Origin of the sequence: Noviherbaspirillum sp. ST9, from assembly GCF_048799745.1 — a bacterium.
Taxonomy (GTDB): Bacteria; Pseudomonadota; Gammaproteobacteria; order Burkholderiales; family Burkholderiaceae_D; genus Noviherbaspirillum.
On the sequence record NZ_JBLWFR010000011.1, the window covers coordinates 81,595 to 105,880 of the forward strand.

23 protein-coding genes and 1 pseudogene are annotated in these 24,286 nt (G+C 60.9%); 16 read left to right on the forward strand and 8 right to left on the reverse strand.

The genetic code is table 11. The features are described from left to right. Positions 1-35 precede the first annotated feature (35 nt). The 4 genes from ACNOHI_RS22490 to ACNOHI_RS22505 form a co-directional block, all read right to left on the reverse strand. The gene (locus ACNOHI_RS22490; protein WP_420476953.1) at positions 36-581 is read right to left on the reverse strand and encodes a hypothetical protein; all 546 of its coding nucleotides are present in this window, start codon (positions 579-581) and stop codon (positions 36-38) included. A gap of 15 nt (positions 582-596) precedes the next feature. Then, the gene (locus tag ACNOHI_RS22495) at positions 597-956 is read right to left on the reverse strand and encodes a hypothetical protein (protein ID WP_420476954.1); all 360 of its coding nucleotides are present in this window, start codon (positions 954-956) and stop codon (positions 597-599) included. A gap of 99 nt (positions 957-1,055) precedes the next feature. Beyond that, positions 1,056-1,733, reverse strand: coding sequence for a lipase secretion chaperone (locus ACNOHI_RS22500; RefSeq protein ID WP_420476955.1), 678 nt, complete (start codon positions 1,731-1,733; stop codon positions 1,056-1,058). A gap of 10 nt (positions 1,734-1,743) precedes the next feature. Further along, positions 1,744-2,646 (reverse strand): alpha/beta hydrolase family protein, encoded by a 903-nt coding sequence (locus tag ACNOHI_RS22505; RefSeq protein ID WP_420476956.1) that lies wholly within the window; start codon positions 2,644-2,646, stop codon positions 1,744-1,746. A 245-nt stretch (positions 2,647-2,891) separates the two neighbouring features. Between ACNOHI_RS22505 and ACNOHI_RS22510 the strand changes: the two genes are divergently transcribed. The 6 genes from ACNOHI_RS22510 to ACNOHI_RS22535 all read left to right on the forward strand — a co-directional run bounded on the left by ACNOHI_RS22510 (position 2,892) and on the right by ACNOHI_RS22535 (position 7,800). Beyond that, complete coding sequence (locus ACNOHI_RS22510; protein ID WP_420476957.1) at positions 2,892-3,548, forward strand: TetR/AcrR family transcriptional regulator; 657 nt, start codon at positions 2,892-2,894, stop codon at positions 3,546-3,548. Between the two features lie 211 nt (positions 3,549-3,759). Then, a complete protein-coding gene (locus tag ACNOHI_RS22515; protein WP_420476958.1) occupies positions 3,760-3,921 on the forward strand; it encodes a periplasmic nitrate reductase, NapE protein in 162 nt (53 codons plus the stop codon). Between the two features lie 7 nt (positions 3,922-3,928). Beyond that, complete coding sequence (locus ACNOHI_RS22520; RefSeq protein WP_420476959.1) at positions 3,929-4,237, forward strand: chaperone NapD; 309 nt, start codon at positions 3,929-3,931, stop codon at positions 4,235-4,237. Further along, positions 4,234-6,729, forward strand: coding sequence for a nitrate reductase catalytic subunit NapA (gene napA, locus ACNOHI_RS22525; RefSeq protein ID WP_420476960.1), 2,496 nt, complete (start codon positions 4,234-4,236; stop codon positions 6,727-6,729). Before ACNOHI_RS22520 ends, napA begins: the two co-directional genes overlap by 4 nt. A gap of 9 nt (positions 6,730-6,738) precedes the next feature. Beyond that, complete coding sequence (locus ACNOHI_RS22530; RefSeq protein WP_420476961.1) at positions 6,739-7,209, forward strand: nitrate reductase cytochrome c-type subunit; 471 nt, start codon at positions 6,739-6,741, stop codon at positions 7,207-7,209. Between the two features lie 9 nt (positions 7,210-7,218). After that, complete coding sequence (locus ACNOHI_RS22535) at positions 7,219-7,800, forward strand: NapC/NirT family cytochrome c (protein ID WP_420476962.1); 582 nt, start codon at positions 7,219-7,221, stop codon at positions 7,798-7,800. Positions 7,801-7,976: 176 nt separating this feature from the next. On the opposite strand, the gene ACNOHI_RS22540 is transcribed toward ACNOHI_RS22535, so the two are convergent. Further along, positions 7,977-8,417, reverse strand: a complete 441-nt coding sequence (locus ACNOHI_RS22540) for a hypothetical protein (protein ID WP_420476963.1) — start codon at positions 8,415-8,417, stop codon at positions 7,977-7,979. A 140-nt stretch (positions 8,418-8,557) separates the two neighbouring features. Here ACNOHI_RS22540 and ACNOHI_RS22545 point away from each other — a divergent pair, with 140 nt between their 5' ends. The 6 genes from ACNOHI_RS22545 (at position 8,558) to ACNOHI_RS22570 (ending at position 16,925) form a co-directional block, all read left to right on the forward strand. Then, complete coding sequence (locus ACNOHI_RS22545; protein ID WP_420476964.1) at positions 8,558-10,219, forward strand: long-chain fatty acid--CoA ligase; 1,662 nt, start codon at positions 8,558-8,560, stop codon at positions 10,217-10,219. Between the two features lie 383 nt (positions 10,220-10,602). Further along, positions 10,603-10,836: a DUF3072 domain-containing protein gene (locus ACNOHI_RS22550; RefSeq protein WP_420476965.1), complete on the forward strand. Its 234-nt coding sequence runs from the start codon at positions 10,603-10,605 to the stop codon at positions 10,834-10,836. Between the two features lie 217 nt (positions 10,837-11,053). Continuing rightward, positions 11,054-13,705, forward strand: a complete 2,652-nt coding sequence (locus ACNOHI_RS22555) for an EAL and GGDEF domain-containing protein (protein WP_420476966.1) — start codon at positions 11,054-11,056, stop codon at positions 13,703-13,705. Positions 13,706-13,775: 70 nt separating this feature from the next. Further along, positions 13,776-14,252 carry a RidA family protein gene (locus ACNOHI_RS22560; protein WP_420476967.1) on the forward strand — a complete coding sequence of 159 codons (477 nt, stop codon included), beginning with the start codon at positions 13,776-13,778 and terminating at the stop codon, positions 14,250-14,252. Between the two features lie 433 nt (positions 14,253-14,685). Next, entirely contained in the window at positions 14,686-15,168 is a 483-nt protein-coding gene (locus ACNOHI_RS22565; protein ID WP_420476968.1) for a chemotaxis protein CheW, read from the forward strand. A gap of 38 nt (positions 15,169-15,206) precedes the next feature. Further along, entirely contained in the window at positions 15,207-16,925 is a 1,719-nt protein-coding gene (locus ACNOHI_RS22570) for a methyl-accepting chemotaxis protein (protein WP_420476969.1), read from the forward strand. 133 nt (positions 16,926-17,058) lie between these two features. Here the strand turns inward: ACNOHI_RS22570 and ACNOHI_RS22575 are convergent, their stop codons facing one another. Beyond that, positions 17,059-18,225 (reverse strand): mandelate racemase/muconate lactonizing enzyme family protein, encoded by a 1,167-nt coding sequence (locus ACNOHI_RS22575; protein WP_420476970.1) that lies wholly within the window; start codon positions 18,223-18,225, stop codon positions 17,059-17,061. Positions 18,226-18,331: 106 nt separating this feature from the next. Here ACNOHI_RS22575 and ACNOHI_RS22580 point away from each other — a divergent pair, with 106 nt between their 5' ends. Further along, complete coding sequence (locus ACNOHI_RS22580; RefSeq protein WP_420476971.1) at positions 18,332-19,258, forward strand: LysR family transcriptional regulator; 927 nt, start codon at positions 18,332-18,334, stop codon at positions 19,256-19,258. A gap of 26 nt (positions 19,259-19,284) precedes the next feature. On the opposite strand, the gene ACNOHI_RS22585 is transcribed toward ACNOHI_RS22580, so the two are convergent. Then, positions 19,285-19,650 carry a DUF4148 domain-containing protein gene (locus ACNOHI_RS22585; protein WP_420476972.1) on the reverse strand — a complete coding sequence of 122 codons (366 nt, stop codon included), beginning with the start codon at positions 19,648-19,650 and terminating at the stop codon, positions 19,285-19,287. Positions 19,651-19,868: 218 nt separating this feature from the next. Beyond that, positions 19,869-20,237 carry a response regulator gene (locus ACNOHI_RS22590; RefSeq protein ID WP_420476973.1) on the reverse strand — a complete coding sequence of 123 codons (369 nt, stop codon included), beginning with the start codon at positions 20,235-20,237 and terminating at the stop codon, positions 19,869-19,871. A 192-nt stretch (positions 20,238-20,429) separates the two neighbouring features. On the opposite strand from ACNOHI_RS22590, the gene ACNOHI_RS22595 reads away from it, so the two are divergent. The 3 genes and pseudogenes from ACNOHI_RS22595 to ACNOHI_RS22605 form a co-directional block, all read left to right on the forward strand. Beyond that, positions 20,430-21,560, forward strand: coding sequence for an NAD(P)/FAD-dependent oxidoreductase (locus tag ACNOHI_RS22595; RefSeq protein ID WP_420476974.1), 1,131 nt, complete (start codon positions 20,430-20,432; stop codon positions 21,558-21,560). Positions 21,561-21,860: 300 nt separating this feature from the next. Further along, positions 21,861-23,696 (forward strand): putative bifunctional diguanylate cyclase/phosphodiesterase, encoded by a 1,836-nt coding sequence (locus tag ACNOHI_RS22600; protein ID WP_420476975.1) that lies wholly within the window; start codon positions 21,861-21,863, stop codon positions 23,694-23,696. Positions 23,697-23,747: 51 nt separating this feature from the next. Continuing rightward, a pseudogene (locus tag ACNOHI_RS22605) lies at positions 23,748-24,286 on the forward strand (hybrid sensor histidine kinase/response regulator); the annotation flags it as partial.

A 24,286-nucleotide genomic window follows, 5' to 3' on the forward strand; every position in this document is an offset into this window, starting at 1 on the left:
CCTGCCGCACCCTTCCGTCATCACGCGTCTCCCGCTCAAGAAATTTTCCAATGGTACATCGCTCTCCAGTGCAGCGCAGCGACCGATCTTGCAATCCACGGAGCAATGACAGGAGTCAATCTGCTCGCCCTCAGCGTTCCGATGCTGAAAAACTGCGAACCTGTCAACAATTTCAAGTCTAAATCCTTACCTTCCGGGGTCTTTCGAATCCAAATCAAACTAGGAGCGAACATGAAGAAATTACCTATTGCAATCTTTCTGTCGCTGCTCGGAACGGCGACGATGACGTTCGGGCAAACCACGACTACCACGACAACAACCGATCCGTCCAAGGCCAGTAGTTCTTCGTCCGGCGCCAGTTCATCCTCGCCCAGCAGCGGCGCATCGGGAACGGTTACGACGACGACCACGGTGGAAACGCCAAAGAGCGACAGTTCCTCCAGCAGCTCGGGCATGAGCGGCAGCAGCACGTCCGGCAGCAGCTCGTCAAGCAGCGACATGTCCGGCAGTTCCAGCACGAGCGGCAGCTCGCCGTCGAGCGGCACATCCTCCTCGGGAAGCGGCTCGGGAAGCTTGAGCACACCGTCGACGCCGAGCTACGGATCAGGCAGTTCAACCTCGGGAACCTCAGGCAGCGACACAAGCAGCTCCGGCACCTCGGGCTCGGGCAGCTCCACATCGGGCACGTCGTCTTCGGGTACCGGCACGACGGACAGCAGCACCTCGTCCGGAACATCAGGAAGCGGTACTTCTGGAATGGGAACCTCTGGAACAGGTAGTTCGACCTCCGGCACATCCAGCATGGACAGTTCCACCTCCGGCTCCGGATCGACCAGCGGTACGATGGGTAGCGGCAGCGGATCGAGCACGGGAACGTCCGGCACGTCAGGGACGGACAGCTCGACGACCGGTTCAGGCACGTCCTCCGGCAGCGGCTCGACTTCGTCCGACAGCACGTCAGGATCGGGATCGTCGGCGACGCAGCCTTATGGAACGACTTCGCCGTCAGGCACTTCGTCGACTACCCGCTGATCGCGGGTAGCAACAGGCTGCCGTCACTGCCCGGGGGCGAGCCGATACACGTCCTCCTCGTCCCCCGGCTGCAGTGAGGGCGCCAGGCGCACGATGCCGCCGCGCATTTCTTCCACTTGTCTTGTTTCAGGAGAAAGAGACGCCTCCAGTTGTAGGAGGCGGTGATGCCGTTCATCGTCGCCGAGAGTGGCATCGGCGATGAGCGCTTGTCGCGCGAGCAGGAACCCTTCATAGGCATCGTCAGCCGGGAAGAGCATCTCGCGCTCCACAGAAGAAAAGAGCTCGGCACGCAGCGCTTGCAGCGCTGCGATTGAACCCGGGACATCGCGCCCCTCGTCAATCGCCGCCTGAAGCGGACGCATTTGCCGGCGATAGCGGAGGTACTTGTCCAGAGCGTCGCGCGCCGCAGGCGTTAACCCACCGGACTCGCGCGCGATTGCTTCATGGGTACCGGGCCCTTCGCCAGCCAATTCCAGGTGACGTTCAAAGATGGCACGCCAGCGTGGGTCGGGAGCGGGCTCCCGATGCTGGCTTTCAGGAGTAATGGAATGCGGCAGCGGGCGCACGAAAGCAAAGAAGTCCGGTTCGCGCGCCGCTGCAGCGGGAGGCACTTCGCCCCCCGCAAGCAACGCGCCGCCGATGACAGATGCCATCAGTGCGGCGACTGCCAGGACCTGCAAGCCTTTTGCTGCACGGGTCATCGCATTGCGCTTACTTCGCGGTAAATGTCGTGAGCCATTGGAGGTTGGATTCGAGCTGCCAGTTCGTGGTGCCGCCCTGCCAGCCGGCATCAAGACTGTTCTGGCTGCCCAGGCAGTCTCCCGAGCGGCGCATGTAGCAGTGATCGGCGGAACGGTCGGCAACCTGGGCGTTTTTCACGATCAGCCAGCCGCTGTTGTTCGGACTGAGGCAGCCATAGGCAGTGGACCCGCAGTTGAGGCCGGTCAGTTCCTGCAGTTGGCTGCGCGCCGCCGAGGCCGTGCCGCCGTTGAAGTTGTCCCGTTCCCCATTGACCGCGCGCAGGCGGTCGCTATGCAGGACGCGGTTGCCGTTGGCAACGCAGGATCGGAGATCATAGGCCGAATACTGCACACCGGCCCCGATTCCGTACGCCGCCTGTACGCGCGCATCGAAATTCTTTGCGAGGATTGCCATGATGGAGCCCTGGCTAAAGCCCGCCACCACAATGCCCTTGGAGCAATCCGCCCTCGCGCGCGAGCACAGCTGGGAGACGGCGCTCGCGGCGTTGGCCGGGTTGAAAACGCAGGACGCCTTGCCACTGATGACTGAGCATGTGCCGAACTGGGAGCTCGCGTATTCGATCGTGGCGGCGACGTAGCCCTTGGCCGCCATGCGCCGGACCGCCTCCATCGCGGCCGCATTCGTATAAGTCTCGGCGGTGCCGACCATGTACACAAATACGGGATGGGTCCCGGTGTCCGCCGGCTCCATGCCGGAGATGTTGTAGGTGCTGGTGCAGCTCCCGCCGTTGATGCCGGCGCCGCTATACGTGGCGGAGAAGCTGGTTTGTGCCGAGGCAGTTGCAGCGAAGGCGCCGGCTGCGGCGCAAAGCGCGGCCGCAAGCCAGGCGGACCTGACCGGTCTGCTTGTCATTGATTGTCTCCATTGGTGTTGGTTTGTCCCACTCTCTTGATGCCGGCGCGGCGGTTCTTTGACCGTTTTTCGGGGCCCGGCTGAATTAAAGTAACAGCACTGTCACTTTAATTCAAGGCACGGTGCAGCATCGGTGCACCACTCTTGAGATTTCATAATGCAGTTGCCGCTTTGTTAAAATGCGGTAACAGCCGGACAGCGCCACAAGCGCCCTCCGTTTTCCAGGTCCCGACCAGCAGACTGCGATGCGATCAGCCACGCCAGAAGACAACCACTCCCGCCCTCGCGGCCGTCCGACAAAGAGTGAAGCGGACCAGGCCGAGATTCGCAACCGCCTCCTCAATGCGACGGCTGCGGCCTATGGCGAAACCGGCTACCACGCGCTGAGTGTCAAGGCCATCCTGGAAAAGGCCGAGCTCTCGCGTCCCACCTTCTACCGGCATTTCAGCAACGTCGACGAGCCGCTGCGCCTGGTCATCGCCGGGGCGCATCACGGACTCGTCGATCGCCTCGTCACCCGCATTCCGGCCGAGGCGCCGATCGAGCAGAAGATGGCCCATGCGGTCGAGCTGTACCTGGACTGGGCAAAAAGCATGGGGCCGCTGCTTCGCCCCTTCTACGTCGAGCTTCACGACCCGTATTCCCCGGTTTCCGAGCTGCGTCCGCAGGTCCTCGCACGCATCGTCGACCTCTATACGAAAACCATCGAGTCGAGCGGCGCCAAGGTGCAGAGCCGCCTCCTGGTCGAACTGATGGTCACCGGCATCGAGTTCCTCGGGTACCGCTACTACCTTGAACGCGGCAAGGGCCGTATCACGCTTGCCATGATCAAGGATGCGATGTGGCGGCTGATGGCGTGCACCCTCGCCGAGCCTGGAAACGCGCTGAAGCCCCGCAAATAAGCGCCCCTTGCATTCCGGCATCGTCTATGCGTGCCATTTTGTCTCGCGGAAGGGAACCATCATGATTCCCCGAGTATCTATATTGCCAAAATACCTATTGGCCGGGCCCGCTCACCTATAACCGTCCGCGTTTTCCGCGCCACCCTGAATGCAGGCGGCGCACAACGGCTCGGCCATCCCTACCGTCACATCACGGGACAAACGGAGAGATATGGACGATAGACAGCTACCGGCAACAAAAGCGCAGGAACTGCGGGCATTCCTCTTCCTTACGGTCATTACGGCGCCCATTCTCGCGGTTGCCGTTGTCGGGGGGTACGGCTTCTTCATCTGGATGTACCAGCTCATGACCGGTTCCCTGCCCTCCGGCTGAACCGCCCATGATCCCATCAACCGCATCCGAAAGCATCCCGTCCATGCAACAGGAAGTGCATATCGCAGGTGTCGTCGTCTTCGCCCGGCCAGAACGCGTTGATGCCGTCACCGCCCATGTCCGCGCGATTCCGGGCGCGACGATACACGCGACATCCGCGGATGGAAAAATGATCGTCACCCTTGAGACGGAAAGCACGAAACGGACACTCGATTACATGGATGCCATGCGCGCGCTGCCCGGCGTCGCCGATGTCGCGCTCGTGTACCAGCATGCCGAGCCGCTGGCAGACATCGAACAGGAGATCGAAACATGAAGATGACGCGACGCGCATTCATCAAGCAGACGGCCGCGGTGACCGCGGCCACGACAGTCGGCATTCCCCTCGAGACACTCGCCTCCAACGTCGTCACCGACGCGGCGAAAACCCAACTGACCTGGAACAAGGCGCCGTGCCGCTTCTGCGGCGTGGGATGCGGCGTGAACGTAGGCGTGAAGGATGGCCGCGTTGTCGCGACCCATGGCGATATCAATGCCGAGGTCAACCGCGGCATCAACTGCGTGAAAGGCTATTTCCTTTCCAAGATCATGTATGGCGAGGACAGGCTGACCCGTCCGCTGCTGCGCATGACCAACGGCAAGTACGACAAGAATGGCGAGTTCGCGCCGATCTCGTGGGACGCCGCGTTCGACATCATGGCGCAGCAAGCCAAGAAGGCGCTGAAGGAAAAGGGCCCGACCGGCATCGCCATGTTCGGCTCCGGACAGTGGACCATCTGGGAAGGCTACGCCGCCGCGAAAATGTTCAAGGCGGGCTTCCGGTCAAACAATATCGACCCGAACGCCCGGCATTGCATGGCGTCAGCGGTGGCCGGCTTCATGCGCACCTTCGGCATGGACGAGCCGATGGGCTGCTATGACGACATCGAGGCGGCGGACGCCTTCGTCCTGTGGGGATCGAACATGGCGGAAATGCACCCGATCCTCTGGACGCGGGTCTCGGACCGCCGGCTGTCGGCGCCGCATGTCCGGGTTTCGGTCCTTTCCACCTACGAGCACCGCAGCTTCGAGCTCTCCGACCTGTCGATGATCTTCCGGCCGCAGACCGACCTGGCGATCATGAACTACATCGCCAACCACATCATCCGCACCAACCGGGTCAACCGCGATTTCGTCAATAAGCACACGCGCTTTGTACTGGGAAACACCGATATCGGGTACGGCTTGCGCCCCGACCATGCGCTGCAGAAGGCGGCAAAGAATGTCGCCGAAGCAGGCGGCGGCAAGCCGATCACGCTTGAGGAGTTCGCGAAGTTCGTCAGCACCTACGATGTCGACTCCGTCTCGCAGCTGTCCGGCGTCCCCAAGGACCGCCTGCAGCGGCTGGCCGAGATGTATGCAGATCCGAAGGTGAAGGTGATGTCCTTCTTCACCATGGGTTTCAACCAGCATACGCGCGGCACCTGGTGCAGCAACCTGCTGTACAACCTGCACCTGCTGACCGGGAAGATTTCCACGCCCGGCAACAGTCCCTTCTCGCTGACCGGCCAGCCTTCCGCCTGTGGAACGGCGCGCGAGGTCGGCACCTTCTCTCACCGTCTCCCCGCCGACATGCTGGTGGTGAATCCGAAGCACCGCGAGATTGCGGAAAAAATCTGGAAACTCCCGCCCGGCACGATTCCCGACAAGCCCGGTTATCACGCCGTGGTGCAGAGCCGCATGCTGAAGGATAACAAGCTCGGTTTTTACTGGACCCAAGTTACCAACAACGTTCAGGCGGGCCCCAACGTCATGCAGGAAATCCTGCCCGGCTGGCGCAACCCGAATGCCTTTGTCGTGGTATCGGACGTCTACCCCACTGCGTCAACGATGGCGGCGGACCTGATCCTGCCTGCGGCCATGTGGGTGGAGAAGGAAGGCGCCTACGGCAATGCGGAACGCCGCACGCAGTTCTGGCACCAGCTGGTCAATGCGCCCGGCGAGGCGCGCTCGGACTTGTGGCAGCTGGTGGAGTTTTCCAAGCGTTTCAAGATGGAGGAAGTCTGGCCGCCGGAACTGCTCGACAAGGCGCCGCAGTATCGCGGCAAGACGATGTACGACATGCTCTTCCGGAACGGTGAAGTGGACAAGTTCCCGGCGTCGCAGATGGAAGCCGGCTACGCGAATGACGAGGCCAAGGCGTTCGGCTTCTACCTCCAGAAAGGCCTGTTCGAGGAATACGCGCAATTCGGCCGTGGCCACGGTCACGATCTGGCAACGTTCGAGACCTATCACAAGGAACGCGGCCTGCGCTGGCCGGTGGTGAACGGCAAGGAAACGCGCTGGCGTTATCGCGAAGGCACCGACCCTTATGTGAAGCCGGGGGAAGGATTCAACTTCTACGGCATGCCGGACGGGAAGGCCGTCATTTTTGCCCTGCCTTACGAGAAGGCGGCGGAAGAACCGGACAAGGAGTACCCGTTCTGGCTGTCCACCGGACGCGTGCTGGAGCACTGGCACACCGGCACCATGACGCGCCGCGTGCCGGAACTGTACCGGGCTGTTCCCAATGCAGTCTGCTACATCCATCCCGATGATGCGAAGGACCTCGGCGCACGGCGCGGCGATCTCATCGAGATCACTTCGCGCCGGGGATCGATCCGGTCGCGCGTCGAAACGCGGGGCCGCAACCGGCCCCCTCGCGGCCTGGTCTACGTGCCGTTCTTCGATGCCAGCCAGCTCATCAACAAGGTAACGCTGGACGCGACCGATCCGATTTCCTTCCAGACCGACTTCAAGAAGTGCGCGGTCAAGCTGCGCAAGGTATAGGAGGCCGCAATGAGAAAAATACTGGCAACCCTGCTGCTGCTTCCCTGCCTCGCCTCGGCGCAGAATTTCTACGACCGCATGCGCGGTAATGTACCCCTGGACCAGACTGCGCCGCCGCCGCCCATCGTCAATCCGGACAACAGCGATGTGCGGCGCTCGCGCAACTACGCGATGCAGCCGCCTGTGATTCCGCACAAGATCGAAGGCTACCAGCTCGACAAGAATGCCAACCGCTGCATGATGTGCCATGCCCGCACACGCACCCAGGAAAGCCAGGCGCCAATGATCAGCGTCACGCACTTTATGGACCGCGACGGCAATTTCCTGGCGGAGCTGTCTCCGCGGCGCTATTTCTGCATGCAATGCCATGTGCCACAGGCCAACCTCAACCCGCTCGTCAACAACAACTTCAAGGATGTCGACACGATGCTGAATCAAGCGCCTCCCGCCGAAGCCGCGCCAGCCAGGCCGAAAAAGTAAGGGGGCTACATGATTCGCATGCTCAGGCGCTTCTGGGACATCCTGCGCCGTCCCAGCGTCCACCTCAGCTTCGGCTTCCTCACCATCGGTGCGTTTGTAATGGGCATCCTGTTCTGGGGTGGCTTCAATACGATCATGGAAGCGACCAACACCGAGAAGTTTTGCACCGGCTGCCACGAAATGCGCGACAACGTGTTCGCCGAGCTGAAGAACACAATCCACTACAGCAACCGCAGCGGGGTGCGCGCGATCTGCTCGGACTGCCATGTGCCGCATAACTGGACCGACAAGATGGCACGCAAGATGGCAGCATCGAAGGAAGTGTGGGGCAAGATCTTCGGCACGATCGACACGCGCGAGAAGTTCGAGGCGCATCGGCTGCAGCTGGCCAACAACGAGTGGCGGCGGCTCAAGGCCAACAATTCACTCGAGTGCCGGAATTGCCATCAATTTGAATCGATGGATTTCACCAAGCAGAGCAAGCGCGCGGTGGACGCGCACTCGACCCTGCTGGCACGTGGGGAAAAGACCTGCATCGATTGCCACAAGGGGATCGCGCATTCGCTGCCGGATATGGCGGGTGTGAAGTAGGCTGCCAGGTGTTCTGATAACTTCCATGGATTCACCTGGTGTTTGCTTGCGGGCGCCGCCTATTCGATTTCTGAAATCCCCACTCCCCGTCGTTCCCGCGAAGGCGGGAACCCATAGTGAGTGTGTTCCAACTGCCTCACCGTGGATTTCCGCCTTCGCGGGAATGATCGGCATTACTACCGGCTCCCACCCGGCTCCCGTATTCCCTCGGTCGTGTGCTTCTGCGAACGATTACTGTCATCCGCCGCGCCCGACGCCGAACTCCCCTGCTGATTCCCCCCGGAAGTCGGCGGATCGTCCGTCGTTCCCGAACTCGTGCCTGTCCCGGTTGCGCCGCCGGTGCTCCCCACACCGGACCAGCGGCGCGAGGTGTCGCGGTCCGAAGTAGACGCGTCGGACGAATTGCCGCGCACCGTTGAATTGAGCGCCTTGTTTCCCTCCGTGGTCGGCCCGGTGCCGCTCGCGCCGCTCCCCTTCGTCCCGGATGCACCGCTCGACTCCTGGATGGCTTCACGCAGGCTTGGCTCGCGCGAAGAGGCCGGCGGCGCGGAGGATTGCGCGAATACGGTGCCGGACACGGCCAACAGGGCAACGGAAATAATCGTGTTCCTGTACATGCTGACTCCTGTTCTAGACATATGGTGTGTTAGACCTTTGTCACCATGCAGGTTCAGGTACCCATTTACACTACGCATCCGGCCTGCTACGATCACATGTCAATTTTGGAACTCAATTCTGCATTGCAGAACCACAACCCATGTCAGACCGCCATTTCGCCCATTGGCCGGCCGGCCACTCGCGCACCCTGAGCGCCCCGCAGACCAATCTCTTTTACAACGTGGAAGTTTCCGCCACACGCTGGCCGGAAAAGCCGTTCATCCAGTATTACGACACCTCCATCAGCTTTTCCGAGTTCCGTGACGAGACGATCCGGATCGCGGGCTGGCTCGAACAGACCTGCGGTGTCAAACGGGGCGACCGGGTCCTGCTGTACATGCAGAACAGTCCGCAATTCGTGCTGGCGTATTACGGCATCCTGCGCGCCAACGCGGTGGTCGTTCCGGTCAACCCGATGAACCTGACCAACGAGTTGCGCCACTACGTGAAGGACACCGGAGCAAAGGTCGCCATCGTCGCCCAGGACCTGTATCCGCAGATGGGACCGCTCGTCGGCGAGGGACTGGAGCACATCCTGGTGGCCGCCTATTCGGACTATGTGCGGCGCCCGACGGATCTCCGCCTGCCCGATGTCGTGGCTGCTCCGCGCCAACCGATTTCCGGCCCCGGCGTCACCCTGTGGAGCGACGCGCTGGCGCAGCAGCTCCAACCCGGCCCGCTGACCGCCGGCCCGGATGACCTGTGCGTCATGCCCTATACCTCCGGCACGACTGGCCATCCGAAGGGATGCATGCATACCCATCGCGGCGTGATGTTTTCGGTGGCAGCGAGCATGCAGTGGTTCAATACCAACCAGGACGCGGTGATCCTGTCGGTGCTGCCCTTCTTCCACGTGACCGGCATGGTGGGCAGCATGAGCGGCCCGCTCTACCACGGCGCCACCATCGTCCTGCTCACGCGCTGGGACCGCGAGGTGGCGGCGCAATGCGTGCAGCGCTACAAGGTCAAGACCATGCAGCTGATCGCGACCATGGTCGTGGACCTGCTGGCCAACCCGCGCATCGCCGAGTTCGACTTCTCCAGCCTCCATGGCATCCGCGGCGGCGGTGCGGCAATGCCGGAAGCGGTGGCGCAAAAGATGAAGGAAATCATCGGCGTGCCCTATGTCGAGGGTTACGGCATGTCGGAGACCATCGGCGCCACGCACATCAACCCGATGCACCGCCCGATGAAGCAGTGCCTCGGCATTCCGCTCTATAACGTCGACGCGCGTGTGGTCGACCCGTCGGACTTCCACGAATTGCCACCAGGCGAAGTCGGCGAAATCGTCGTCCATGCCCCGCATGTCATGCAAGGCTACTGGAACAATCCGCAGGCCAGCGCGGAGACCTTCGTCGAGCTCGAGGGAAAACGGTTCCTGCGCACCGGCGACCTGGCGCAGACCGACGAGGACGGCTATTTCTTCATGGTCGACCGGCTGAAACGGATGATCAACGCCTCCGGCTTCAAGGTCTGGCCGGCGGAAGTGGAATCCCTGCTGTACCAGCATCCGGCGATCCAGGAAGCCTGCGTCATTGCGGCGCAGGATGCGAAGCGCGGCGAAACGGTAAAGGCGGTGGTCGTGCTGCGCGAGGCTTTTCGCGGCAAGGTCAGCGAGCAGGAAATCGTCGATTGGGCGCATGCCAACATGGCCGCATACAAGAGTCCGCGTATCGTGCAGTTTGTCGATGCGCTGCCAAAATCCTCTACGGGAAAGCTCCAGTGGCGCGAGCTGCAGGAGCGGGAAAAGGCCGCGCAGTAAGGATTCTCAACTTTTCAATGCACGGGGGTATTTTTTCGCGAATTTCGAACTTTTCGTTGTAATATCCACTCGCTGCACCAAAAAAATCCATTTCAGGATGACGAGTGAGACAGGAGCCCGCGAAGCGTTTGCATAGCGGGCTTTCTTATTTTCACGCTCTTTATAACCAATGCATATAACTCATATAACGACAATAAAGAAGACAACTATGCTGCATTGCGATAAAGTAGTACCTGTCTCCTCCAACTCTTCTTGAATTGGATTCACCCGCAAACCGCAAGGTCTGCGGGTTTTTTTTCGCCCCTACTCCAGGCATCCCGGGAACAAACTGTATAAATCCACAGTCTTTTGTGCATATTTGTCATTCCCCTCTGGAGGCCAACATGGACAAGCAAACCCAAAGTGAAGCGCAAAACAGCAACATGCTGAAGGACCCGAAGGACTGGACGACCGGTGACGAACCAATGACCGGGGCGCAGAAGTCCTACCTCAAGACCCTTTCCGAGGAGGCCGGCGAGGAGATGGACGAGTCGCTCACCAAAGCCCAGGCGTCGGAGCGCATCGACGAACTCCAGCAACGAACCGGACGTGGCACGCAGGACAACCAAAAGCACTGACCCTGTGCACTTCCCCACAATTCCTGTGGTCAATTCTGTGGACAAGTGCGAGGAAGTTTTCCTATGTTCATGATTTTCAAGAGAAACTTTCCATTGATGAAAATCAAGGCAGTGACGCCTGCCCATGGCGCTTGATCGGCGCATCCGGAAACTACTGGGTCGAATACACCGTCTATCACACGAGCAATCATCGTTACGTGACTTTCCCAGGTTTCCCATGGACATCCGTCATCGTAGAAAAAGAAAGCCGCAACAGTCGGCTTTCGAGGACGGCCAGCACGAAAGGAGTCCGCCCTGCGAGCCTGCGGACGCGCGTGAGCTCGATTACCATGCGCTGTTTGACGCCTCGCCCAACCCTTACCTCGTGCTGGACCGGGCGCTCAACATCGTCGGCGCAAACAAGGCCTACCTGGCTTCCACCAAGCGCGCGTTGTCGGACATTGTCGGGCGCTGGGCCTGGGATGCCTTTCCGACCGATCCCGACACGCTGCGCCAGGCAATTGCATCATTCGAGCGTGCCATCCGCACCAAGCAGCCCGACACCCTCGCCCTCCTGCGCTTCGACATTCCGCGCCCGGAACCGGAAGGCGGCGGCTTCGAAGTCCGTTACTGGAGCATTGTCGCCACCCCGGTGCTGAACGCAGTCGGAGAAGTTGACACCCTCCTGCAGCACCCGATCGACGTCACGGAACTCCAGCGTTTGCGCGAAGCACTTCACACACCCGAGGACGGCCTGCCGGTCGAACTGGGCGACGCGCAAAGCGGCATTTTCCTGCGCGCGCAAAGCGTTCACGAAGCCAACCTCCTGCTCAAGGCAGACAGCGAACGCCTGCGCGACCTGTTCAAGCATGCGCCAAGTCCCCTGGTCGCCTTCCGCGGCAAGGATCTCGTGTTCGACATGGCAAATGACGCCTATTTCAAATTTGTCGGCAGGCGGGACATCATCGGCAAGACCTTGCTGGAGGCCGTCCCTGAACTCGCCGGCCAGGGCTATGACGACCTGCTCAGCGAGGTCTTCAATACCGGCAAGCCCTTCATCGGGCGCGGCATGCGGGCGGACTTGCGGCTGACGTCGGGTGCACCGCTTCACGACGTCTATTTCGATGCGCTGTTCCAGCCGGTGGTCGACGACGACGGCAAGGTCACCGGCATCGTCTGCCAGCTCAACGACGTCACCGAGGCCTACCGCGCACAGGCCGCCTTGCGCGAGAGCCAGGACCGGCTGCGGGAGGGCATGAATGCGGCACGCATGCTGGTGTGGGACTGGGACCTTGCGACAGGACGCGTGAAACTTTCGGAGAATGCGCCGGAGATCATCGGTAGCGCGGCCGCCTTTGGCCAATCCGCGTTTGACGCCGTCCACCCCGATGATGCCCATGCCGTACGCGATGCGCCGCTTCACTGCACGCCGGCAAATCCGCGCTACCGCCTGGAATACCGGCTGGTCCGTCCTGACAATGGCAGGATCGTATGGCTGGAAAACCGCGGGCACGTCATGTTCGATCATGCTGACGCTCCCGTGTTCGTCAAAGGCGTCGCGATCGACATTACGGAACGCAAGCGCTCGGAAAAGCAGATCGCCGATGCCGCCCGCCACGATTCCCTGACCGGCCTGCCCAACCGCGCGCTGCTACACGAATACTGCACGCACATCCTGGCACGCGCGCTGCGATCCGGCACCGGCGGCGCCCTGCTGTTCATCGACCTCGACCGGTTCAAGCCGATCAACGACATGTACGGCCATGATGCGGGCGACAAGGTGCTGCAGGATGTCGCGCAACGCCTCCTTGCCTGCACGCGCAAGGAAGACGTCGTCAGCAGGCTGGGCGGTGACGAGTTTATCGTCGTGCTCCCGTCGATCGTGTCGCCGCACGATCCGGCAACGGTGGCCGGCCATATCGTCGCCGCTGTTTCCCGCCCCATTCCGTTTGGTGAACTGCAGCTGAATGTCTCTCCCTCGATCGGCATCAGCCTCTTTCCGGAACACGGCACTGACCTCGAATCCCTGGTCCGCTGCGCCGACCTCGCAATGTACGCGGCAAAAAAAGCGGGCCGCAGCAACTTCAAGATCTATTCACCCGGTATCAACGAACGCGAAAACGACCTGCTTCGCCTCGAAATGCAGCTGAAGCGCGCCTTCGAGTCGGACGGTTTCTCGCTGCACTACCAGCCGATCATCGAGATTCGCAGCCAGCGCGTCATCGGCGCCGAAGCCTTGCTGCGCATGCGTGCGGACGACGGCAGCCTGCTTGCGCCGGCCGACTTCATCCCCGTCGCGGAAAAAGCCGGCATGATCAACCGTCTTGGTGATTGGGTGGTACGGGAGGCATGCCGGCAGCATCGTGCCTGGGTCGAGGCCGGACTGCAGCCGATCACCATCTCCATCAACGTCTCGCCGATCCAGTTCCGGCAACCCTCTTTCGCTTCGGCCATCGTGCAGGCTGTCGAAGACTCGGGCATGAATCCTTCATTCCTGCAGATAGAAGTCACGGAAAGCACCCTGATGGATAACGTTCCCGAAACCGTTGCCCGGCTTCGCCAACTCCAGGATATCGGCATCCGGATTTCCCTCGACGATTTCGGCACCGGTTATTCAAGCCTCAGCTATCTTGGCAGCCTGCCATTGGACAAGCTGAAGATCGACCGCTCCTTCATCCACAGCATGACCAGCGACCGCCGCAGCCGTTCGATTACCGAAGCGATCATCGCGCTTGGCCGGACGCTCAATCTCAAAGTGGTGGGCGAAGGCATCGAATCCGAAGAGTCGATGAACTTCCTGCGCGATTTCGGCTGCGACCAGGCCCAGGGCTTCCTCTTCAGCCATCCCCTTCCCGCGCCAGAGTTTGCGTCCTGGTACCGGCTCCACTGATCGCATTGCGGTTTTGACAATGCCGTGGCAGCATGCATGGACATTCCAGCTTCGATGTCAGGGAGAACACATGTCGCGCGAAGAAGCATTCCAGGCTGCCGCACGGGAACTAGGCTACGACTTCAATGGTGAGATCCGCATCGGCGGCAATTATTCGCCCCTCGTTCGTCATCGCGGGGAGATCCATGTTAGCGGGCAGATCCCCCGTGTGGGCAACGAGGTCATGGTCACCGGACGGGCAGGCGCGGATGTGCCTCTCGCCCGCGCACAACATGCGTCGGCCATTTGCGTCATGCGCGCCCTCGCCCTGTTGCGGCAGTCGCTCGGATCGCTGGAGCAGGTCGAGCGCATCCTGCGCATCACCGTCTATGTGCAGTGCACCGCGGATTTCACCCAGCAGAGCGAAGTGGCCGATGGCGCGTCCGACCTCCTGTTCCGGATTCTCGGTGCCGCGGGAGTGCATTCGCGCACTTCGGTCGGTGTCTACCAATTGCCGAAGAATGCAACCGTGGAACTTGACATGATCGCCGCCACCTGCGGCGCATAAGATGTCACTACCAGACGTTGCGCTGGTCGTGTAACTTTCCGTCAAACATTAAATTGACTTAGGTCAAGTCATTGCAAAGTGGAATCGACACCACCATAAACATGAGAGGCGAGTTTCTTCTCCGTGCGATTTAATTTCCCGGTGGACATTGAATCGGGAGTCAGAGGAATGCAAGACGTCAGAACTACGTCAACGCATTTTAACCATTCCAAACCGGCCGCCCGCGTCGGTCGTTGTTGTCCCTGTCCACGCCGTCCTGTCAGAGAAAATCCACGGGCGGCTTTCCCTCTCCCGCATCACCTTTTTCCGTCGGCACTTACCGCATAAGCACATTCGTTGTTTCCAAGTGACAACTTTGTCTTTTATGCATTCGTTCCAATTTCGCTCGCCCGAAAATCATCTTATTGTTGCTTCAAATAAATAAGGAGGAGACATGAGCAACGACACGCAAAGCAGTAATGAAAATGAAGTCCTGTCGTTCAGGCTGGGCAAGGAAGAGTACGCGATCGGCATCCTCAACGTACAGGAAATCCGCGGTTACGAGGCTGTCACCACCATCGCGAATGCGCCCGACTTCATCAAGGGCGTCATCAACCTGCGCGGCATCATCGTGCCGATCGTCGACATGCGCGTCCGCTTCAACGTCGGCAGCGTGACCTATGACCAGTTCACGGTCGTCATCATCCTCAACATCGGTACGCGCGTCATCGGCATTGTCGTCGACAGCGTATCGGACGTCGTCCTGCTCTCGCCGGAGCAGATCAAGCCGGCGCCTGAAATGGGCACGGCGCTCGACAGCAATTATCTGAAGGGACTCGCCACGGTCGACGATCGGATGCTCATCCTCCTCGACATCGACAAAGTGGTGAACGACGAAGTGCTCGGCCTGGGCACAAGGCTTCGTCAAGCCGCCTGAAGCCTGCAATTCATTTCACAACAACAGGGAGACACATTGTGAATCTTTCAAAGATGAAGGTCAGTCATCGTCTTGGCCTCGGTTTCGGCATCGTTCTCGTCATGCTGGCATTTGTCGCCGCACTTGGCATGCTCCGCATGCGACAGATTGATGACCGCGTCGATCAGATCGTTAACGTCAATGTCTACAAGATGGGCCTCCTGCAGGACATGTCGGAAGCCGTTCACGTCGTATCGCGCATCACCCGAACCGTCGTGCTGCTCCAGGATGCAGCGGCCATCGAAGCCGAAATCGCGAAGATCGGCGAAACGCGCAAGAAATACGATGACGCCGCGGCGGCGCTGGACAAGGTTCCCGCAAACGAGGCCGGCATGGCGTTGCGGACCCGCATACGCGAAGCCATGCAGACGGCCCGCCCGCTCAATCAGAAGGTGATCGAACTGGCGAAGGAAAACAAGGATGCCGAAGCAACGCAATTCCTGATGTCCACCGCCGCGCCGGCCACCCGGAAATGGCAGGACGCGCTCGACGAAAACATCAATCTCCAGAAGCAGAACAACGCGAAGGACGCAGAGGCGGCTGACGAGGCCTACGACAGCGCGCGATTCTGGATGATCCTGCTGTCCGCCCTCGCTCTCGCGGCCGGAATCGGGGCGGCAGTCATGATTACGCGCGGGCTCGTCAAGCAATTGGGCGGCGAACCGGCCTACGCCACGGAGATCGCCAACCGCATCGCGAGCGGCGACCTGACCGTCAACGTCACGCTGCGCAAGGACGACAACGCGAGCATGCTGTTCGCGATGAAGGCCATGCGCGACAGTCTCTCGAATATCGTCCAGGAAGTGCGCAAGGGAACGGAATCGATTGCATCCGCCTCCAGCCAGATCGCCACCGGCAACCTCGACCTCTCTTCCCGTACCGAAGAACAGGCGAGCTCGCTGGAAGAGACCGCGTCCTCGATGGAAGAACTGACCTCCACGGTGAAGCAGAACGCCGACAATGCCCAGCAGGCAAACCAGCTCGCGCTGTCCGCTTCCGAGGTCGCAAGCAAGGGCGGATCGGTGGTCTCGCAGGTGGTCGACACCATGGGGTCGATCAATGAATCGGCGAAGAAGATCGTCGACATCATCGGCGTCATTGACGGCATCGCCTTCCAGACCAACATCCTCGCCCTGAATGCCGCGGTGGAAGCCGCACGTGCAGGCGAACAGGGACGCGGCTTTGCCGTGGTGGCCGCCGAGGTGCGAAACCTGGCGCAGCGCTCCGCTTCGGCGGCGAAGGAAATCAAGGCCCTGATCGACGACTCCGTCGAGAAGGTGGATACCGGGTCACGTCTGGTCGACCAGGCGGGCACGACGATGACCGAGATCGTCGACAGCGTCAAACGCGTGACGGACATCATGGGCGAGATCATGGCGGCCAGCACCGAGCAGACTACAGGCATCGAGCAGATCAACCAGGCGATTACGCAGATGGACGAAGTCACGCAGCAGAATGCCTCGCTGGTGGAAGAAGCCGCGGCAGCGTCCGAAGCCCTGCGGGAACAGTCCGCATCGCTTGCGGGCGTCGTCAGCGTGTTCAAGATCGAAGGTGGCGTTCCGCCCGTTCAATCCGCTGTCCGGGAGACGCGGTCTCCGGCAAGACCCGTGGGCCGCAAGACCACCTCGAGCACGGTTGTCGCTGCGCAGCGCCGTTCGGAGCCGCGCCAGCTTGTCGCGCTGAAGACCGGAACGAATGACGAGTGGGATGAGTTCTGACGTCATTCAGGGGCACAGAGACCAACAATGACTTTGGGAAGATAGGACAACGCCACCGGCAGATCGGTGGCGTTGTCGCTTCTGAAGTGCGACGGCGCACACCGTGCCGAAACCGGCACGATTGCCATTCGGTTCAGGCGGACAACTTCTGCATCTCGGCGTAGAGGTCCGCCTTCCCTTCAAAGCCGATGCCCGGCAGGTCCGGCATCGTGATATATCCGTTATCCACTTTGACGCCGTCTGGAAAACCGCCATACGGTTGGAACAGGTCCGGATAGGATTCGTTGCCGCCCAATCCGAGACCGGCCGCAATATTGAGCGACATTTGGTGGCCGCCGTGCGGAATGCAGCGGCTCGGCGACCAGCCGTGCTGATGCAGCATCTTCAGCGTGCGCAGGTATTCGACCAGGCCGTAGCTCAGCGCGCAGTCGAATTGCAGCCAGTCGCGGTCCGGGCGCATGCCGCCGTAGCGGATCAGGTTGCGCGCATCCTGCATCGAGAACAGATCCTCGCCCGTCGCCATCGGTTTATCATAATAATTGCGCAAGGTTGCCTGCAACTCGAAGTCCAGCGGGTCGCCGGGTTCCTCATACCAAAACAGGTCGTACTGCGACAGCGCCTTCGCGTAGCGGATGGCCGTGTCGAGATCGAAGCGTCCATTGGCGTCGACGGCGAGTTTCTGGCCATCCTGCAACACGCTGAGAATGGCGTCGATGCGGCGCAGGTCCTCGTCGAGCGAAGCGCCGCCGATCTTCTTTTTCACCACCGTATAGCCGCGGTCGATGTAGCTGCGCATCTCGTCCTTCAGCTTTCCATGGTCCTGGCCCGGATAGTAGTAGCCCCCTGCGGCGTAGACGAATATCTTGCGGTTGGGCTTGCCGTTCCCGTAACGGTCGGCAAGGAGCTGGAACAGCGGCTTGCCTTCGATCTTCGCGACGGCATCCCAGATGGCCATGTCGATGGTGCCGATGGCCACGGAACGCTCGCCGTGGCCGCCCGGCTTTTCGTTCGTGAACATGGTGTTCCAGACCTTTTCCGGATCAAGGTTCCTGCCGGTCCCGTCGACGAGGCTCTCCGGATTGGCTTCCAGCAAGCGGGGAATGAATCGCTCCCGCATCAAGGTCCCCTGCCCGTACCGTCCATTCGAGTTGAACCCGTAGCCGACAACGGGCTTGCCATCGCGGATGACATCGGTGACAACGGCGACGAGGCTCAGCGTCATCTTGCTGAAGTCAATGTACGCGTTGCGGATGTTCGAACTGATGGGGACGGTTTTCTCTCGGATTTCGACGATTCTCATGGGTATCTCCTGAACGGCGTTGCGGATGCACTGGCGGGGAGACGCTAGGTTAATCGCGGAAAAGACGATTAAAATCAACTCCAATTCAATTTACTTATGAATTTGAGTGAAAACACATATCTCGGCGGACTTGGAATTCTTTGTCCTCATCGCTCGACATCGCAGCCTGTCCGCCGCCGCGCGGGCGCTTGACCTGACCCCGGCTGCGGCGACCAAACGGCTGGCGCAACTCGAAACCCGGCTTGGCGTACGGCTTGTGAACCGTACGACCCGCAGCCTCAGCTTGACGAGCGAAGGGGAAACGTTTCTCGCGCACGCCACACGCATCCTCGACGAGATCGGGGAAATGGAAGAAGCCGTGACGTCGGCACGCAACACACCCCGCGGGCTGGTGCGGGTTAACGCGACGCTGGGCTTTGGGCGCACGACGATCGCGCCGCTTGTTTCCGCGTTTGCGAAGAAGTATCCGGAAGTGGAGGTGCAGGTTGAAGTGACGGACAGGCCGGTAGACCTGGTGGAGAGCGGGTTCGACCTGGCGATCCGCTTCGGCACGTTGCCGGACAAGCGTCTGAATGCGAGGCGATTGATGTCGAACCGGCGCTTCCTCTGTGCGTCGCCCGCCTATCTCAAGCGGCATGGCACGCCCGCAAATCTCGCCGACCTTGCCGATCATCGCTGCATCATCCATCGCCAGAACGACGATGCCTATGGGATCTGGCGCTTCATGCAGCGTGAGCACAGCGAAGCGATCAAGGTGCATGGCGCGTTATCGAGCAACGATGGCGACATCGTCCTCGGCTGGGCGCTCGATGGACACGGCATCCTGATCCGCTCCGAGTGGGACCTCGCGAAATATGTCGAAAGCGGGAGGCTGCAGGTCGTGCTTCCGGAGCTCACGCTCCCGTCGGCCGACCTGTTCGTCTATTACCCCGGCCGGCGCAATCAATCCGTCAGGACGCGCACCTTTATCGACTTCCTCGTACAGCATTTCCGCAAGCCGTTCAAACCCATCCACCCGACGGTCGACGAATAATCAACGGCTTGCGTCGTCCGCCATGCTTAGCCGCCGATCGCGGTACGGGACGGCTTGGCGGCCTGCATCACTTCGTTGCGGACGTCGGCGCGGCTGCGGGACGATGCGACGTTCACGTGTTCGACGAATTCCGGCGAGCGTGCGAGCAGGCCCTGGTCGTAGGCAGCGCGGGTCTCGGCAATGACCTGGGCGCGCGGGGTGGAGGATGCGATGTTGTTGAACTCCACGAATTCCGGGGTTGCCGCTGCCTGCACGATTTCGGCCTTCACTTCGGCACGGGTGCGGCTCGACACGAAGTCTGTGAATTCGACGAATTCGCTATTGCCCTGCGCGAAGGCGGATCCGGTAGCGGCGAAAATGGCGGCGGCGGCGATGATGTTCTTTGCGTTCATGATGTGCTCCATACGATAAAGAGGTGGATGAGTGCGGGACTTTTTGCCCGCCTCGGTGAGCCGCAACTCGCTGTTTATCTTGTGCGCTCATCGATGAAGCACAGTCTATCCACATCAATTCATGCAAAAAAGACGAAAGCCAGCAAGACACCATTTCTGATTCAGAAATAATCTCTATGTAACTCAAGAGAATTGGCGGGACGCGCAGGAAATGGACGCTAGCTGGATGCCGCGGAAATGTCCGCGACCTCGGCAATCAGCCGCTTGTAATCAATCGGCTTTTCGACATACCGGTCGCAGACCTCCAGCACGCGCTCCTTGTCGCCCTTCATCGCGGACGCGGTGACGGCGATGACAGGGATATGCGCGGTTTCAGGCGCCGCCTTGAGAATGCGCGTTGCCTCGACGCCGTCCATGTCAGGCAACTGCATGTCCATCAGGACAACGTCTGGCCTTTCCTTCAGTGCACATGCGATGCCTTCCTGGGCCGTGGTCGCCTGGAGCGCACGGTGTCCCGCACTGGCAAGGACGAGCACAGCGAGTTTCATGTTGGCGGGATTGTCTTCGACGATCAGGATGCGTGCCATGTGATACGAATTGCAATGTGAGGAAATGTGCAGCCCTTCTTCTGCACGCGGGAGGAAAGATGCTCGCCCATGGAGGCCGGTTGTGTCAATTATCAGAACTGTGTACTGTCGTGCCGGGCGTACATGCGTATCGGATATCATCGACGAAACGTTTTCTTGCACGTGCATCCTGAACACTCTGACAACTTACCCATGACCGACACAACCGCTGACTTCCTCATTATCGGTGGCGGCATCGCCGGCGCCGCCATCGGTTACTGGCTCGCGCCTCACGCCCGTGTCATCCTGCTCGAGCAGGAGAGCCAGCCGGGCTACCATAGCACCGGACGCTCCGCCGCCCTCTTCTTTGAAAGTTACGGACCGCCACAGGTACGCGCCCTGACCTGCGCCAGCCGCGCCTTTTTCGAGAAGCCGCCCGCAGGCTTCACCGATCATCCCATCCTCACACCGCGCGGCGCGCTGATGGTGGCCGGCGAAGGCCAGGAGGCGATGCTCGCCGAACACGATGCGATCGTGAGGTCGGTATCCAGTCACGCGCAGCGGCTCGACGCGGCGCAGGCATGTGAATTGGTGCCCGCGCTGCGGCCTGAGCGCGTTCTCGGCGCGGTGTATGAACCTGATGCATCGGACATCGATGTCCACGCCCTGCACCAGGGTTATTTGCGTGGCATGCGTGCGGCGGGCGGCAAGGTCATGTGCGACGCGCCGGTGTCCGCCATGACGCACGCGAACGGCAAGTGGCGCGTGACCGCGGGCACGCAGGCCGTCGAAGCGCCGGTTGTGGTCAATGCCGCAGGCGCATGGTGTGATGTGATCGGCGCCATGGCCGGAGCAGCGCCGATCGGCCTCGTGCCGAAACGCCGTTCCGCATTTACCTTTGCGCCGCCGGATGGACTCGACACGTCGCGCTGGCCGATGTTCATCGGCGTCGATGAAACCTACTACGTCAAGCCTGATGCCGGGCTGCTTCTCGGATCGCCGGCCAATGCGGACCCCGTTGAACCGCACGATGTCCAGGCGGAAGAACTCGACATTGCCCTGGCCATCGACCGCATCGAGACGATGACGACGCTCGCCATCCGGCGGCCCCGACATGTTTGGGCCGGCCTGCGTTCCTTTGTCGCTGACGGAAGCCTGGTCGGTGGCTTCGACAGCACGCTGCCCGGTTTCTTTTGGGCGGCCGGCCAGGGCGGATACGGAATCCAGTCATCCGCCGCCGCAGGCGAGCTGTACGCTGCGATGCTGCGCGGACTTTCCGTGCCATCCCATATTGCCGTTTTCGGTGCTGATGTGCAGCAACTCAGTCCCGGCCGCATTCGCTGAGCCGACCCAAAATTTCCCTCTTGCATCAGCGCACCCAACGTTTGATGCAGGAAGGAAATCTTCACCTTAAATCCCTCGTTTCAAGTTCGATATTTCCTGCTTCTGCTGGGAACATTGGCCATTTTCATCTTTCTAAGGGTCTCGGCGTGGAGACGATGGGAGTGCTTTGCTCCGCGCAAGCTTTCCCTCTGGATACCCGCGCCCGGCATGCAAACGCAATGCCTTTCCGCCTCGGCCTCGCGCAAGCTGCGAGGCCATGACTATATGACGCCCGCCTGAGGGCCACGAGAGACGATTCAATTGCTTAAACCAAAAATTCTTCTCGTCAACGATCACCCGCCAAGTCTGCTCGCCCTGAAAACCTTGCTGGTCAATGCCCCACAAGGGGACGAGTATGAGGTCATTACCGCGACATCCGGCGCCGAAGCGCTGCGCGCGGTGCTCGATCACAATTTTGCCGTGATCCTTCTGGATGTCAGCATGCCCGGCATGGACGGGTTCGAAACCGCACAAACCATCCATTCGCATCCGCGCTCCGCAGCGGTGCCGATCATCTTCATCACCGCCTATTACGCCGACGAAATGAATCGCCTGCGCGGATACCAGCACGGCGCGGCGGACTACCTGATCAGTCCGGTCATTCCGCAGATCCTCCACAGCAAGGTCGCCGTATTCATCGAACTGGCCAAGAAGAACCTCCAGCTCGAGTACCAGAAGGAGGAGCTTGCGCTGATGAACCGCGACCTGCAAGTACAGCAGATGCGCGACCTCAAGCGCATCAATGCCGCGCTGGAAAGCGAGATCCTCGAACGCCGGCAGGCCGAAGCGCGCGCGCACGACCTTGCCACGCGTGATCCCCTGACCGGGTTGATGAACCGTCGCTCCCTGACTGAGCGCCTGGAACATGCGATTGCGATGGCGAACCGTTACGGTCAGCGGCTCGCGCTGCTCTTTCTTGACCTCGACCGGTTCAAGAGCATCAACGACAGCCTCGGCCACGACGCCGGAGACGATCTCCTGCTGCAAGTCGCGGACCGCATCTGCCACTCGGTGCGCGAATCGGACATCGTTGCCCGGCTGGGCGGCGACGAGTTCGTGGTGCTGATGGAGGCGCTTCCCAATTACACGGCGGCGGCCGAGGTCGCGCGCAAGATCATTGCGACCATCGACCAGCCATTCCTGCTGGGCTCGCAATCCATCAAGACGTCGGCAAGTGTGGGGATCAGCCTGTTCCCCCAGGACGGCACGAACATGCAGACGCTGATGCGCAGCGCCGACCTCGCGATGTATCACGCCAAGCAGGAACAGCGCGGTACGGTCCAGTTTTTTCATGAGGACCTGAATGCGCGCATGCTCGAACGCTCCCGGCTGGAGCAGGAACTCCAGCACGCCCTGGAAAATGACGAGTTCGAGCTCTACTACCAACCAAAAATCGAGGCGCGCACCGGGCGCGTCGCGGGTGTTGAAGCCTTGCTGCGCTGGCATCATCCGCGGCATGGGCTGCTGAGTGGCGGGCAATTCATCCCCGCCGCATCGGATACAGGCATGCTGGTCTCGATTGGCGAATGGGTGATTGCCGCCGCCTGCGCGCAAGCGAGGCAATGGCGCGATGAGGGGATTCCGATGCCGACGATACCGATCGCGGTCAATGTCGCCATCCCGCAGATCTACGCCGACCTGCCGGAGATCATCGAGCGCGAGCTGCGCAGGCAGCAAGTGCCGCCATCGAGCATCCAGCTGGAGATTACCGAGTCTCTGGTCATCACCGACACCGAGAAGGCAACGGCCGTTCTGCGCGAGATCAGCGAAAGCGGCATCACGATCGCCATCGACGATTTCGGCACCGGCTATTCCTCTCTCTCCATCTTGAAGACCCTGCCGATCGACATCCTGAAGATCGACCAGTCCTTCGTTCGCGACCTCGGCAAGAATGCCAGCGACACGGCCATCGTGGCGGCCATCGTCAACATGGCACGCGCCCTTGCCCTGCGCGTCGTCGCCGAAGGCGTCGAGACCAGGGAGCAGCTTGCGGTCCTGCATGACCTCGGCTGCGACGAACACCAGGGCTATTTCTACAGCAAACCTCTTCCGGCCGGCGACCTCGTGCAGACGCTGATGCAGCGCAGCCTCGCCTGACCGCGCCCGGCCTCGTCAGGCCGGGCTTCACCATTATTAGAAGGTAAATCCATGGACACGTGCGCCACCCCCGTCGACGAGCTGGACATCAAGGTCCTGCTTTCCACCCTCAAGGCATTGAAAAAAGGCGATTTCAGCGCCCGCATGCCGAGCGACTGGACCGGACTTGCCGGCAAGGTCGCGGATACGCTGAATGACATCATGGAGGCCAACGAGCAGATGGCCGAAAGCATCACCACGGTCAGCCGCGTCGTCGGACGCGAGGGCCGCCTCAACCAGCGCGCCACTGTGCCGAGCGTTTCGGGCGGCTGGGATGTCATGGTCCGCTCGGTCAATACCCTGATCGACGACCTGGTCCGCCCGACGACGGAGATGGCGCGCGTGATCGGCGCGGTAGCGAAAGGCGACCTGTCGCAGACCATGGCGCTGGACGTGGATGGCCGGCCGTTGAAGGGTCACTTTTTGCGGGCGGCATCGACGGCGAACACGATGGTGGACCAGCTCTCCTCGTTCGCCTCGGAAGTCACGCGCGTGGCGCGCGAAGTGGGTACCGAAGGCAAGCTCGGCGGCCAGGCCAATGTGCCGGGCGT